General features: G+C 74.7%; 11 protein-coding genes. 10 read left to right on the top strand and 1 reads right to left on the bottom strand.

What is annotated here, in order from left to right:
• The first annotated feature begins 38 nt into the window (after positions 1 to 38).
• Genes MU522_RS01305 through MU522_RS01285 form a run of 5 tightly spaced genes read left to right on the top strand, consistent with a single transcriptional unit; the run spans position 39 to position 5,495 of the window.
• Positions 39 to 1,046, top strand: a complete 1,008-nt coding sequence (locus MU522_RS01305; RefSeq protein ID WP_246991931.1) for a 3-oxoacyl-[acyl-carrier-protein] synthase III C-terminal domain-containing protein — start codon at positions 39 to 41, stop codon at positions 1,044 to 1,046.
• A complete protein-coding gene (locus MU522_RS01300; protein WP_246991929.1) occupies positions 1,043 to 1,834 on the top strand; it encodes a glycosyltransferase in 792 nt (263 codons plus the stop codon). The genes MU522_RS01305 and MU522_RS01300 overlap by 4 nt, the downstream gene beginning before the upstream one ends.
• Positions 1,831 to 3,039 carry a cytochrome P450 gene (locus tag MU522_RS01295; RefSeq protein WP_246991927.1) on the top strand — a complete coding sequence of 403 codons (1,209 nt, stop codon included), beginning with the start codon at positions 1,831 to 1,833 and terminating at the stop codon, positions 3,037 to 3,039. Before MU522_RS01300 ends, MU522_RS01295 begins: the two co-directional genes overlap by 4 nt.
• Before the next feature lie 2 nt (positions 3,040 to 3,041).
• Positions 3,042 to 4,580, top strand: a complete 1,539-nt coding sequence (locus tag MU522_RS01290) for a class I adenylate-forming enzyme family protein (RefSeq protein ID WP_246993383.1) — start codon at positions 3,042 to 3,044, stop codon at positions 4,578 to 4,580.
• Between the two features lie 3 nt (positions 4,581 to 4,583).
• Entirely contained in the window at positions 4,584 to 5,495 is a 912-nt protein-coding gene (locus MU522_RS01285; protein ID WP_246991925.1) for an NAD(P)-dependent oxidoreductase, read from the top strand.
• A 26-nt stretch (positions 5,496 to 5,521) separates the two neighbouring features.
• On the opposite strand, the gene MU522_RS01280 is transcribed toward MU522_RS01285, so the two are convergent.
• The gene (locus MU522_RS01280) at positions 5,522 to 6,370 is read right to left on the bottom strand and encodes a sugar phosphate isomerase/epimerase (RefSeq protein WP_246991924.1); all 849 of its coding nucleotides are present in this window, start codon (positions 6,368 to 6,370) and stop codon (positions 5,522 to 5,524) included.
• A 103-nt stretch (positions 6,371 to 6,473) separates the two neighbouring features.
• On the opposite strand from MU522_RS01280, the gene ilvD reads away from it, so the two are divergent.
• The 5 genes from ilvD (at position 6,474) to MU522_RS01255 (ending at position 13,158) form a co-directional block, all read left to right on the top strand.
• Positions 6,474 to 8,171, top strand: coding sequence for a dihydroxy-acid dehydratase (gene ilvD, locus MU522_RS01275; RefSeq protein WP_246991922.1), 1,698 nt, complete (start codon positions 6,474 to 6,476; stop codon positions 8,169 to 8,171).
• Complete coding sequence (locus MU522_RS01270; RefSeq protein ID WP_281440032.1) at positions 8,168 to 9,988, top strand: acetolactate synthase large subunit; 1,821 nt, start codon at positions 8,168 to 8,170, stop codon at positions 9,986 to 9,988. The genes ilvD and MU522_RS01270 overlap by 4 nt, the downstream gene beginning before the upstream one ends.
• Positions 9,988 to 10,503, top strand: coding sequence for an acetolactate synthase small subunit (ilvN, locus tag MU522_RS01265; RefSeq protein WP_246991918.1), 516 nt, complete (start codon positions 9,988 to 9,990; stop codon positions 10,501 to 10,503). Before MU522_RS01270 ends, ilvN begins: the two co-directional genes overlap by 1 nt.
• Positions 10,504 to 10,537: 34 nt before the next feature.
• Entirely contained in the window at positions 10,538 to 11,563 is a 1,026-nt protein-coding gene (gene ilvC, locus MU522_RS01260) for a ketol-acid reductoisomerase (protein ID WP_246991912.1), read from the top strand.
• Positions 11,564 to 11,682: 119 nt separating this feature from the next.
• The gene (locus MU522_RS01255; RefSeq protein WP_246991911.1) at positions 11,683 to 13,158 is read left to right on the top strand and encodes an FAD-dependent oxidoreductase; all 1,476 of its coding nucleotides are present in this window, start codon (positions 11,683 to 11,685) and stop codon (positions 13,156 to 13,158) included.
• The last annotated feature ends 28 nt before the right edge of the window (positions 13,159 to 13,186 follow it).

Here is a 13,186-nt window from a genome sequence, read left to right as displayed (position 1 = left end):
CGAGCGGCCCGGGCGGCGCCGCGGGCTACGCTCGCCGAGTGCCCTCGCCCACCTCCGCCATCGTCGCGGTCGGCGCGCACCTGCCGGCGGGCATCCGCACCACCGAGCAGACCGAGCGGCGCTTGCGCGACGAGAACCCGGGCCGCGGGCTCCCGGTCGGGCTCATCCGACGGATGACCGGGGTCGACCGGGTGCACGAGCGCGAGCCGGGCGAGCAGGCATCCGATCTCGCCGCGCACGCCGCGCGCCGGGCGCTCGCCGACTCGCCCGAGCCCGTCGACCTGCTCATCTTCGCGAGCGCGAGCCAGGACCTCATCGAGCCCGCCACCGCCCACATCGTCGCCGACCGGCTGGGCCTCGACGTGCCGGTCTTCGACGTGAAGAACGCCTGCAACTCGGTGCTGAACGCCGTGCAGGTCGCGCACGCGATGATCGTGAGCGGCCAGGCGCGGCGGGTGCTCATCGCGAGCGGTGAGACGCCGACGAGCGCCGTGCGCTGGCGGCTCGCCGACCGGCACCAGTTCGTGCGCTCCTTCCCCGGCTACACGATGAGCGATGCGGGCGCGGCGCTCGTGCTCGAGGCCGCGCCTTCGGCCGGCCCGGGCATCGTCGACCTGGCGTTCTCGGCGGCCTCGCACCACTGGCGCATCGGCACGCTGCCGACGGGCGGCTCGATGCACCCGCGCGACCCCGAGGCGACCTACTTCGACATCGACGGCCGCGGGCTGCAGCGCGCGTTCCTCGCGCTCGGGCCCGAGCTGATCACCGACCTGCTGGCCAGGCGCGGCGTGGCGCTCGCCGACGTCGACCTCGTGCTCATGCACCAGGTCGCCGAGCCGCACCTCGCGCCCATCGCCGAGCGCCTCGGCCTCGGCGTGGAGCGCATCCTGCCCACGGTCGCCGAGCACGGCAACCTCGCCTCGGCGACGCTCCCCATCCAGCTGCGCCGCGCGCTCGACGACGGGCTCGTCGGCCCGGGCAGCCTCGTGCTGCTCGTCGGACTCGCGGGCGGCATCAGCCTCGGCGCGGCGCTGGTGCGGCTGTGAGCGCGGCCTCCGAGCTGCACGGGCGGCTCGCGGTCGTGGTGCCGGTGTTCCAGGAGGCCGCCGGCATCCGCCCGACCCTCGAGCACCTCGCCGCGCAGCGCGACGGCGACATCGACGTGTGGTTCGTCGACAACGGCTCGACAGACGGCTCGCGGCAGGTGATCGAGCGGTTCGCGGTCGAGCGCGGCCTCGCCCGCTGGCACGTCGTCGACGAGCCGCAGAAGGGCACCGGCGCCGCCGCCGACACCGGCATGCGCGCCGCGATCGCGGCCGGCGCGACGATGCTCGCCCGCACCGACGCCGACTGCCTGCCGCGGCTCGACTGGACCGCGCGCATCCGCCACGCCCTCACGCCGCGGGGCGCGGGAGGGCTCGGGCTCGAGCTCGTCGCCGGGCTGCTCGTGCCGCGCCGCGACGAGGGGCTCGGGCCCGTGCGGCGCGTGGCGCTCACCGCGGCGGTGCGGGTGGCGGATGCGTTCGGGGTCGTGCGGCCGTCGAACAACGGCCCCGAGTTCCACGGGCCCTACGTCATGGCGGCCGGCTGCAACGTGGCGATCACCGCCGCCCGCTACGTCGCGAGCGGCGGCTTCCCGCGCACCGCGATCGAGGAGCTGCACGAGGACCGCGCGCTCGTGAACGCCGTGCGGCGGCAGACGGGCCGGGTCGCGCGGCGCGACGACGTGGTCGTGCGCGGCTCCTCGCGGCGCGTGCAGGCGTGGGGGCTGCGGCGCACGCTGCTCTGGTACAAGGATCACGCCTACCGGCCCGCGCACGTGGACATCCGGTGAGCGACCCCCGGGTGAGCGCCGATCCGGTGAGCGCCGACCGCCAGCGTCGGCTCGCGCTCGCGATGCGCCGCGACGAGCGGCTCATGCACGCCGCGCACCCGGTCGCCTACCCGCTGCTGCAGGCCGTGCCCGGGCCCGTGCGGCGCGTGCCCGGCATCGGCGTGGTCGTGAAGGACGCCGCGCTCGCCCGCGCCGTGCTGCTCGACGGCGCCGCCTTCTCGAAGCGCGGGCGCGGGGCGTCGAGCGACCTGTGGACGCCGGTGCTCGGGCCCAGTGTGCTCGTGAACATGCACGGCGACGACCACCGGGCGCTGCGGCGCCGGCTCGCGCCGATCTTCGCCCCCGGCTTCGTCGAGCCGCTCGTCGAGCGCACCCTGGGCCCCGGCGCGGCCGAGCTCGAGCGGCGGCTCGCGGCGGGGGAGCGCGTCGACCTCGCCGCCCACGCCCGCCGGTCGGCGAGCGCGGCGATCGCGCTGCTCGTCGGGCTCGACGAGGCGGCCGTCGACGAGCGGCTCTTCCGGCAGGTGACGGCGATCACCGGCATGGTGCGCCTCAGCCGCCCCCGCTTCAGCCCCGCGCAGGTGCGCCGCGCCCGCGCGGTGCTCGACGAGCTCGGCGAGCACGCCGCGGCCGCCTACCGCGGCGACGAGTCGACCGTGCCCGGGCGGCTGCGCGCCCTCGGCCTCAGCCAGCAGGAGGCGCTCAGCGCGGTCGGCGCGTTCGTGCTCACCGGCACCGAGACGATCGTCGCCGCGCTGCCGCGCATCGTCGCGCTGCTCGCCGACAGCGGCACGCTCGGCGAGCTCGCGGACGACGCCGCGGCCGAGCGGGCGATCGCCGAGGGGCTGCGGTGGACGACCCCGACGCCGGTCATGCTCCGCGCGACGCTCGAGGAGCGGCGCATCGGCCCCGTGCGCGTGCGGCCCGGCGACCGCGTCGTCATCGCCACCTACGCGGCCGACCGCGGCGCCGGCGGCTTCGACCCCGCATCCGACCGCGCCGCCGCGCTCAAGCAGCTGTGGTTCGGCGCCGGCGCGCACTTCTGCATCGGCGCGCCGCTCGCGATGGCGCAGCTGCGGCTCGCGCTCGCGGCCCTCCGCCGCGTCGAGGCCGAGGGGCGGCGCGTCCGCGTCGTCGAGCGCCGCCCCGCCCGCGGGCAGCTGCTGCCGGCGCTCGCCTCGTGCGTGCTCGAGGCCCGCGCGTGAGCATGCTCGAGGCGGTGCTCGCCGCCACCCGCGAGCACGCCGAGCGGCCGGCCATCACCGCGGGCCGCCGCACCCTCACCTTCGCCGAGCTCGGCGACAGGCTCGAGCGGGTCGCGGCGGGGCTCGCGGATGCGGGCCTGAAGCCCGGCGACCGGGTCGCGTTCTCGGTGCGGCCGGGCGTCGACGCCGTGGTGCTCGCGCTCGCGGTGTGCCGCGCGGGCGGCGCGATCGCGTTCGTCGACCTCGGCGCCGGCCCCGAGCTGCTCGCCGCCCGCCTCGCGCTCGCGGAGCCGCGCTGGAGCGCCGCCGAGTCGGTGCTCCACCTCGTCTCGGCCCCGGGCCTGCACCGCATCGCCCGCCGGCGCGGCATCGACCTGCCCGCCTACGCGACGCTGCTGCCGAGCGCCCGGCACATCGTCACCGGGCCGCCGCTGCCGGGCACGCCCCGCGGCGCGCTGCGCCTCGACCGCCTGGCGCGCACGGCGCCCCGGCCGCTGCCGATGCCGGACCCCGGCGCCGACGCGCTGCTCATCTTCACCTCCGGCACCACCGGCACACCGAAGGCGGTCGTGCACACGCTCGCCTCGCTCGGCGCCGGCCTCGACGACATCCGCGACGGGCTCGGGCTCACACCCGGCCTCCGGGTGCTCACCGACCAGCTCATGATCGGCATCCCGGCGCTCATCGCCGGCGCCCACTGGACGCTGCCGCCGGCCGGCGCCGACCCGGGCGCGGCGCCCGAGCAATACCTGCCGCTGCTCGAGCGCGCCGAGGCGGTCTTCTGCTCGCCCGCCGGCCTCGACGCCATCCTGCGGCTGCTCGACGAGCGGCGCGCGCCCGCCGGCACCCTCTCGCTCATCGCCCTCGGCGGCGCGCCGGTGCTGCCGCCGCTCATCGAGCGGGCGCTCGCGCGCTTCCCGGCCGCGCGCATCCGCTGCGTCTACGGCATGAGCGAGATCCTGCCGGTCGCGATCGCCGACGGCGCCGAGAAGCTGCGCGCCGTCGGCGACGGCGACGTCGTCGGCCGCGTCGCGCCGAGCGTGCGGGCGCGCATCGACGACGGCGAGCTCGTGCTCGCCGGCCCCGGCCTCGCACGCGCCTACCTGCACGAGCTGCCCGCCGAGCTCGCCGAGGTGCGCACAGGCGACCTCGCGCGCCTCGACGGCGACCGGCTGACGCTGCTCGGCCGCAAGAAGGACATGCTGCTGCGCGGCACGCAGAACGTCTACGTCGGCCTCTACGAGCCGGTGATCGCATCGCTGCCGGGCGTCGCCGACGCGGCGATGGTGGGCGTGCCGGATGCGATCGGCGACGACCGGCTCGTGGTCGCGGTCGTGCCCGACGGGGCGCCCGCCGGCCTCGCGCCCGACCCCGCGCATCCGCTCGCGAAGCGCGTCGCGGCAGCCCTGCCGGGGCTCATCGACCACGGCGCGCTGCCCGACCTCGTGGTCGCGATCGGCGCGCTGCCGCGCCGCGGCCGCATGCAGAAGCCCGATCGGCCGGCGCTCGTCGCCCTCGTCGCGCCGCTCGTCGAGGGCTGACGGATGCGCGTGCTGGTGACGGGCGCGTCGGGCTTCGTCGGCGGCGCGGTCGCGACGGCGCTCGCCGACCGCGGCGACGCGGTGGTGGGGCTCGGCCGCCGCGCCGGCGGCTGGTCGCATGCCGGCGGCCGCTACGTGCGCCGCGACCTGCTCGCGCCCGTCGACGACCTCGGCGCGTTCGACGCGGTCGTGCACGCGGCTGCGCTCGCCGACGACTGGGCGCCGCTGCCCGAGGCGATGCGCGTCAACCGCGACGGCGCGGTCGCGATCGGCCGCGCGCTGCCGGGCGCGCGGCTCGTGCACATCTCGACCGCGAGCGTCTACGACGCGCGGCACCCGACGGTGCTGGGGCGCGAGGACGCGCCGCTGCCGACCCGGTTCCTGAGCACCTACAGCGCCTCGAAGGCGGCCGCCGAGCGCGCGCTCGCGGGCCGCGCCGCCGCGATCCTGCGCCCCCACGCGGTCTACGGGCCCGGCGACACGACGCTGCTGCCGCGGGTGCTCGAGGCCCGGCGCGGGCCCCTCCTGCCGCTGCCGGGCGGCGGCCGCGCGCTCCACACGCTCACCCGCATCGACACCCTCGTCGCCGCGACGCTGCGCGCGCTCGACGCGCCGCGCGACGTCGGCGTCGTCAACGTCGGCGATGACCCCGCCGTGCCGCTCGCCGACGTGCTGCAGCGCGTGCTCGCGGCGCGCGGCGAGCCGGCGCGCATCCTGCCGATCCCGGTGCCCGCCGCCATGGCGCTCGCGACCGCCGCCGAGCGCCGCGCCCGCCGCACGGGCGCCCGCCCGCGCCTGACGCGCTACGCGGTCAGCCAGCTGGGCATGGAGCGCACGATCGATCTGACGCGCATGCGCGAGCGACTCGGCCTCGAGCCGCGGCCGGTCGACCTCGCTGGCGCCGCCGACTGGTAGCCGCCGACCGGCAGCCGGGGCGCACGTCAGGCGGGCGGCTCGGGCGCCGACGCGACCGGATCGGGCTCGGCCGCCTCGGCCGTGTCCGCCTGCCCCAGGTGCTCGCGCGCGAACTCGAGCGTCTCGGTCAGCAGCCGAAGCCGGTCGCGCTCCGAGCGCGCCTGGCGCGTCTTGATCTCGGCGATCACCTGGCCGGTCCACTGCCGCTCGGCGAGCATCTGCAGCACCTCGGCGACCGGCTCGTTGCCGTGGCCGGGGATGAGGTGCTCGTCGAAGACGCGCCCCTCCTCGGCGGCGACGCCGTCGGTGAGGTGCAGGTGCCGCAGCCGGTCGCCCAGGTCGAGCGCCAGCTGCATCGAGTCGCGCTTCGCGAGCGCGCAGTGCGAGAAGTCGAGCGTCGCGTGCTCGACGTCCATCTCGCTCGGGTCGATGCCCGGCAGGTAGGCGGCGCGGTCGATGCCGCCCGCCGACCAGGGGAACATGTTCTCGACCGCCACCTCGACGCCGTGCTTCTGCTCGGTCTGCCGCACCGCATCCTCGAACGTCTTCGCGTACTTGCCCTGCCACCGGAAGGGCGGATGCACGACCACGGTGGGCGCGCCGACCGACACCGCGAGCTCGGCCGAGCGGTCGAGCTTCACGAACGGGTCGCGGCCCCAGACGAAGGTCGTCAGCAGCACGACCGGCGCGTGGATCGCCATGATCGGCTGGTGGTAGCGCTCCGACAGCTCGAGCAGCCGCTCGGGGGAGCGGGTCTTCGCGTCGGTCGTGACCATCACCTCGACGCCGTCGTAGCCCGCCTCGTGCGCGAGCCGGAAGCCGTCCTCGACCCCCTTGGGGAAGACGGAGATCGTGCTGAGACCGACCTGGATCATGCCCACGACGGTAGACCCTCCGGACGAACGCCGCGCATCCGCCGCGACGAACCGATGCGACCCGCCGCCGATCAGACATGTGCCCGCGGCGTAGGATCGGGCCATGCCTGAGATCGACATCAAGCCGCGCTCGCGCGCCGTCACCGACGGCGTCGAGGCCACCACGAGCCGAGGGATGCTGCGCGCCGTCGGCATGGGCGACGGCGACTGGGAGAAGCCCCAGATCGGCATCGCGAGCTCGTGGAACGAGATCACGCCCTGCAACCTCTCGCTCGATCGCCTCGCGCGCTCGTCGAAGGAGGGCGTGCACGCCGGCGGCGGCTACCCGCTGCAGTTCGGCACCGTCTCGGTCTCCGACGGCATCTCGATGGGCCACGAGGGCATGCACTTCTCGCTCGTCTCGCGCGAGGTGATCGCCGACTCCGTCGAGGTGGTCGTGAACGCCGAGCGGCTCGACGGCACCGTGCTGCTCGCCGGCTGCGACAAGTCGCTGCCCGGCATGCTCATGGCCGCCGCGCGCCTCGACCTCGCGAGCGTCTTCGTCTACGCCGGCTCGATCGCGCCCGGCTTCGCCAAGCTCGAGGACGGCACGATCCCCAAGTCGATGACGATCATCGACTCCTTCGAGGCCGTCGGCGCCTTCAAGGCGGGCAAGATCTCCGCCGAGGACCTGCACCGCATCGAGTGCGGCTTCGCGCCCGGCGAGGGTGCCTGCGGCGGCATGTACACCGCCAACACGATGGCGTGCATCGCCGAGGCGCTCGGCATGAGCCTGCCCGGCTCGTCGACGCCGCTGTCGGCCGACCGCCGCCGCGACTACTACGCGCGGAAGTCGGGCGAGGCCGTCGTCGAGCTGCTGCGGCAGGGCATCACCGCCCGCGACATCCTCACCAAGGAGGCGTTCGAGAACGCCATCACCGTCGCGATGGTGCTCGGCGGCTCCACGAACGCCGTGCTCCACCTGCTCGCGATCGCGCACGAGGCCGAGGTGGAGCTGACCCTCGAGGACTTCCGCCGCATCGGCGCCCGCTCGCCGCACCTGGCCGACGTCAAGCCCTTCGGCGCCTACGTGGCCCAGGACTTCGACCGCGTCGGCGGCATGCCGGTCGTCATGAAGGCGCTGCTCGACGCGGGCCTCCTGCACGGCGGCGCGCTCACCGTCACAGGCCGCACGCTCGCCGAGAACCTCGCCGAGCTCGACCCGGCCCCGATCGACGGCACCGTCGTGCGCTCGCTCGAGAACCCCATCCACGCCACCGGCGGCCTCACCATCCTCGACGGCACCCTCGCTCCCGAGGGCGCGGTCGTGAAGACGGCCGGCTTCGACGCCGAGGTCTTCGAGGGCCCCGCGCGCGTCTTCGACCGCGAGCGGGCCGCGATGGACGCCCTCACCGCCGGCGAGATCCAGGCCGGCGACGTGGTCGTCATCCGCTACGAGGGCCCGAAGGGCGGCCCCGGCATGCGCGAGATGCTCGCCATCACGGCCGCCATCAAGGGAGCGGGCCTCGGCAAGGATGTACTCTTGCTGACAGACGGCAGATTCTCAGGCGGCACAACCGGCCTGTGCATCGGCCACATCGCCCCTGAGGCGGTCGACTCCGGTCCGATCGCCTTCGTGCGCGACGGAGACCGCATCAAGGTCGACATCGCCGCTCGCTCGCTTGACCTGATCGTCGACGAGGCAGAGCTCGCCTCCCGGCGTGAGGGCTGGGAGCCGCTGCCACCGCGCTACACGCGCGGAGTCCTCGCCAAGTACGCCCGTCTCGTGCGCTCCGCCGCCACCGGCGCAGTCACGGGCTGACGCACGTCCAGCGTGAAGCCAGGAGAGCCATGTCCATGACACCCAGGCCTGCCGCCCCGCGCAGCGCCGAACCGCCGATCCTCACCGGATCCGGCGCCGTCCTCCGATCCCTCGAGCTGCTCGGGGTCGAGGATGTCTTCGGCATCCCCGGCGGCGCCATCATCCCCTTCTACGACGAGCTCATGCAGCAGTCGGCGATCCGCCACATCCTCGTGCGCCACGAGCAGGGCGGCGGCCACGCCGCCGAGGGCTACGCGGCCGCGACCGGCCGGGTCGGCGTGTGCCTCGCGACCTCCGGCCCCGGCGCCACCAACCTGGTGACGGCCATCGCGGATGCGTACATGGACTCGGTGCCGATGGTCGCGATCACCGGTCAGGTCTTCAGCCACCTGATCGGCACGGATGCGTTCCAGGAGGCCGACATCACCGGCATCACGATGCCGATCACGAAGCACAGCTTCCAGGTGTCGCACCCCGAGGACGTGCCGGGCGTGATGCGCGCGGCGTTCCACATCGCATCGACCGGCCGCCCGGGCCCCGTGCTCGTCGACATCACGAAGGACGCGCAGCAGAACTCGGCGCCGTTCATCTGGCCCGAGAAGGTCGACCTGCCCGGCTACCGGCCCGTCTCGAAGGCGCACGGCAAGCAGATCACCGCCGCGGCGCAGCTGCTCGCCGAGTCGCAGCGCCCGCTGCTCTACGTCGGCGGCGGCGTGATCCGCGCGAAGGCGTCGGAGGAACTGCGCGAGTTCGCCGAGGCGACCGGCGCCCCCGTCGTCACGACGCTCATGGCGCGCGGCGCGTTCCCCGACTCCCACCCGCAGCACCTCGGCATGCCCGGCATGCACGGCGCGGTGCCGGCGGTGCTCGCCTTCCAGGAGTGCGACCTCATCATCGCCCTCGGCGCGCGCTTCGACGACCGCGTCACGGGCAAGGTGAACGAGTTCGCGCCGGGCGCGAAGGTCATCCACGTCGACGTCGACCCGGCCGAGATCTCGAAGATCCGGCCCGCCGACGTGCCGATCGTGGGCGACGTGCGCGAGGTGCTCGCCGACCTGTCGATCGCCTTCCAGGACCTCGCGACCACCGCGCGCCCCGACCTCACCGACTGGTGGGAGCGGCTGCAGGGCCTGCAGGAGCGGTTCCCGCTCGGCTTCGCCGAGCCGACCGACGGCAAGCTCTCGCCGCAGCACGTCATCCAGCGCATCGGCGAGATCACGGGCCCCGAGGCCGTCTACGCCGCTGGCGTCGGCCAGCACCAGATGTGGGCCGCGCAGTTCATCAAGTACGAGCGCCCCAACGCCTGGCTCAACTCCGGCGGCGCCGGCACGATGGGTTACGCGGTGCCCGCCGCGATGGGCGCGAAGGTCGCCGAGCCCGAGCGCGTCGTCTGGGCGATCGACGGCGACGGCTGCTTCCAGATGACCAACCAGGAGCTCGCCACCTGCACGCTCAACGACATCCCCATCAAGGTGGCGGTGATCAACAACTCGTCGCTCGGCATGGTGCGGCAGTGGCAGAGCCTGTTCTACGAGGGCAGGCACTCGTTCACCGACCTCGAGACCGGTGACGACGCGCGCATGATCCCCGACTTCGTGAAGCTCGGCGAGGCGTACGGCTGCCTCTCCATCCGCGTCACGAAGCCCGAGGAGGTCGACCCGGCCATCAAGCTCGCGCTCGAGACCAACGACCGCCCCGTGGTGATCGACTTCATCGTGTCGAAGGACGCCATGGTGTGGCCGATGGTGCCGCAGGGCGTCTCCAACTCCTTCGTGCAGTACGCCAAGGAGCACAGCCCGGTATGGGAGGAGGAGTGATGAGCACGCACGTCCTGTCGCTCCTGGTCGAGGACAAGCCCGGCCTGCTGACCCGCGTCGCGGGCCTGTTCGCCCGACGCAGCTTCAACATCGAGTCGCTCGCGGTCGGCAAGACCGAGGTGCCCGGCCTCTCGCGCATCACGGTCGTCGTCGACGTCGAGGACCTGCCGCTCGAGCAGGTGACGAAGCAGCTGAACAAGCTCATCAACGTCGTGAAGATCGTCGAGCTCGAGCCCGGCCAGTCGGTGCAGCGCGAGCACATGCTGATCAAGGTGAAGGTCGACAACTCGACCCGCTCGCAGATCCTCGAGGCCGCGACGCTCTTCCGCGCCAACGTCGTCGACGTGAACGCCGACGCGCTCGTGATCGAGGTCACCGGCGACTCCCCGAAGTGCCAGGCGCTGCTGCGGCTCCTCGAGCCCTACGGCGTGAAGGAGATCGCCCAGTCGGGCCTCCTCGCCATCGGCCGCGGCGGCAAGTCCATCAGCGAGCGCGTGCTCAAGTCCGACCGCTGAACCAGCTCCCAGAACCCAGACGAAGGAGAACAGCATGACTGAGGTCATCTACGACGACGGTGCCGACCTCGGCATCATCCAGGGCAAGAAGGTCGCCATCATCGGCTACGGCTCGCAGGGCCACGCGCACGCGCAGAACCTGCGCGACTCGGGCGTCGAGGTGCGGGTCGGCCTGCAGCCGGAGTCGAAGAGCCGCGCCAAGGCGCAGGAGGCCGGCTTCGAGGTGGGCACGCCCGCCGAGGTCGCCGAGTGGGCGGACGTCGTCGTCCTGCTCGCGCCCGACCAGCACCAGCGCCACATCTACGCGAACGAGATCGCGCAGCACATGGGCGAGGGCAAGACGCTCGTCTTCAGCCACGGCTTCAACATCCGCTTCGGCTACATCGAGGCGCCCGAGGGCGTCGACGTCGTGCTCGTCGCGCCGAAGGGCCCGGGCCACACCGTGCGCCGCGAGTTCCAGGCCGGTCGCGGCGTGCCCGTGATCGTCGCCGTCGAGAAGGATGCGTCGGGCTCGGCCTGGCAGACGGCCTGGTCGTACGCGAAGGCGATCGGCGGCCTCCGCGCCGGCGGCATCACGACCACGTTCACCGAGGAGACCGAGTCCGACCTCTTCGGCGAGCAGGCGGTGCTGTGCGGCGGCGTCTCGCAGCTCGTGCAGTACGGCTTCGAGACCCTCACCGAGGCCGGCTACCAGCCGGAGATCGCCTACTTCGAGGTGCTCCACGAGCTCAAGCTCATCGTCGACCTCATGTGGGAGGGCGGCATCGCCAAGCAGCGCTGGTCGGTCTCCGACACGGCCGAGTACGGCGACTACGTCTCGGGCCCGCGCGTCATCGACCCGAGCGTCAAGGAGAACATGCAGGCGGTGCTGAAGGACATCCAGTCGGGTGCCTTCGCCGAGCGCTTCATCGGCGACCAGGACGCCGGCGGCCCCGAGTTCCAGGCGCTGCGCGCCAAGGCCGAGGGCCACCCGATCGAGGCGACCGGCCAGAAGCTGCGCGCGCTCTTCGCGTGGGAGCAGCCCGACGCCGACTACACCGACGGCTCGGCCCAGCGCTGATCTTTCCTCTGGTCGAGTAGCCGCCGCAGGCGGCGTATCGAGACCACCACAGGGGCGGGGATCCATATCTGGATCCCCGCCCCTTGCGCACATCCCGCGCCCCGCGTTGAGTGGGGGACATGACCTCCCTCTGGCGGGCGACCGGACCGACCGTCGCCCTCGACGAGCCCGGATCGCGGCGCACGGGCGTCGTCGTCGTCGGCGCCGGGATCACCGGGCTCATGACCGCCGCCCTGCTCACCCGCCGCGGCGCGAGCGTCGTCGTGCTCGAGGCGCGCGAGCCGGGCGCCGCCGCGACCGGCGGCTCGACCGCCAAGCTGAGCCTCCTCCAGGGCGACCGCATGCACCGGATCCTCGGCCTCGCGCGCCGCGAGGCGGTCGAGGCCTTCGTGGCCGGCTCGCTCGCCGGCCAGCGCCGGCTGCTCGAGCTGCTCGCCGAGCAGGGCGAGCACCCCGAGCGGCGGCCTGCCGTCTCCTATGCCTCCACCGCCGACGGCGCCGACGCGCTGGCGCAGGAGCTCGAGGCGATGCGCTCGCTCGGCCTGCCCGCCGAGGAGGGCGGCGCCGAGGCGCTGCCGTTCCCGACGGCCGGGGCGATCCGGCTCGCCGACCAGGCGCAGCTGCAGCCCATGGCGGTGCTCGCCGCGCTCGCGGCCGAGCTGCAGGACCGCGGCGGCCGCATCGTGCGCGCCCGGGTGCGGCGCGTGCGCGCGAGCGGCCGCGGCGTGGTCGTCGAGACCGACGCGGGCGAGTGGCGCGCAGGGCAGGCGGTGCTCGCCACCGGGGCCCCCGTGCCCGCGCGCGGCACCGCGGCGCTCCTCGAGGCGCACCGCTCCTACGCCGCGTCGTACCGCACGGGCGCGCCGCTGCCCGAGGTGATGGCGCTCAGCGTCGACTCGCCGAGCCGCTCGCTGCGCACCGCGCACGACGAGGCCGGCGAGCTGCTCGTCGCGGGCGGCCCCGGCCACCTCGTGGGCCGCGAGCACGACCCGCGCCGCCTGCTCGCCGAGCTCGACCGGTGGGTGCTCGCGCATTGGCCCGACGCGCGGCGCACGCACGCGTGGGGCGCGCAGGACTACCGCACGCCCGACCGGCTCCCGTGGATCGGCGAGCGCCTCGGCTCACGGGGACGGGTGCTGCTCGCGACCGGCTTCGACAAGTGGGGGATGACCGGGGGCGCGATGAGCGCGGTCGCGATCGCCGGCCGCATCGTCGGGCACGAGCCCGACTGGGCGCGCACGCTGCGGCGGCGCGGCACTACCCCGGCTGCGGCGGGCCGGCTCGTGGGCACGCTCGCCGCCACCGCGGGCGCGGAGGCGGGTGCGCTGCGCGACGCCCTTGCGCCGGCGACGGTGCCGCTCGAGGGCGAGGGCGCGCTCGGCCGCGACGGCCTGCGGCTCGTCGGCACCTCCACGGTCGACGGCGCCACGCGCCAGGTGTCCGCCTTCTGCCCCCACGTGGGCGCCCTCGTGCGCTGGAACCCCGAGGAGCGCAGCTGGGACTGCACCGCGCACGGCTCGCGCTTCGCCCCCGACGGCGCGCGGCTCGAGGGCCCCGCCGCCTGCGGCCTGCGCCGCCTGCGCGGCGCCGGCTGACGCCCGCCCGCGGCGGCGGATCCCTCGC

The organism is Agrococcus sp. SCSIO52902 (assembly GCF_022983135.1).
Taxonomy (GTDB): Bacteria; Actinomycetota; Actinomycetes; order Actinomycetales; family Microbacteriaceae; genus Agrococcus; species Agrococcus sediminis.
This window is presented reverse-complemented; position numbering and strand designations above follow the sequence as displayed.

What these genes read in the sequence shown, in the direction of transcription:
- ilvC (WP_246991912.1), top strand. Translation starts at nt 10,538, where the DNA reads ATGACTGAGGTCATCTACGACGACGGTGCCGACCTCGGCATCATCCAG.
- ilvN (WP_246991918.1), top strand. Translation starts at nt 9,988, where the DNA reads ATGAGCACGCACGTCCTGTCGCTCCTGGTCGAGGACAAGCCCGGCCTG.
- MU522_RS01290 (WP_246993383.1), top strand. Translation starts at nt 3,042, where the DNA reads ATGCTCGAGGCGGTGCTCGCCGCCACCCGCGAGCACGCCGAGCGGCCG.
- ilvD (WP_246991922.1), top strand. Translation starts at nt 6,474, where the DNA reads ATGCCTGAGATCGACATCAAGCCGCGCTCGCGCGCCGTCACCGACGGC.
- MU522_RS01285 (WP_246991925.1), top strand. Translation starts at nt 4,584, where the DNA reads ATGCGCGTGCTGGTGACGGGCGCGTCGGGCTTCGTCGGCGGCGCGGTC.
- MU522_RS01255 (WP_246991911.1), top strand. Translation starts at nt 11,683, where the DNA reads ATGACCTCCCTCTGGCGGGCGACCGGACCGACCGTCGCCCTCGACGAG.
- MU522_RS01280 (WP_246991924.1), bottom strand. Translation starts at nt 6,370, where the DNA reads ATGATCCAGGTCGGTCTCAGCACGATCTCCGTCTTCCCCAAGGGGGTC.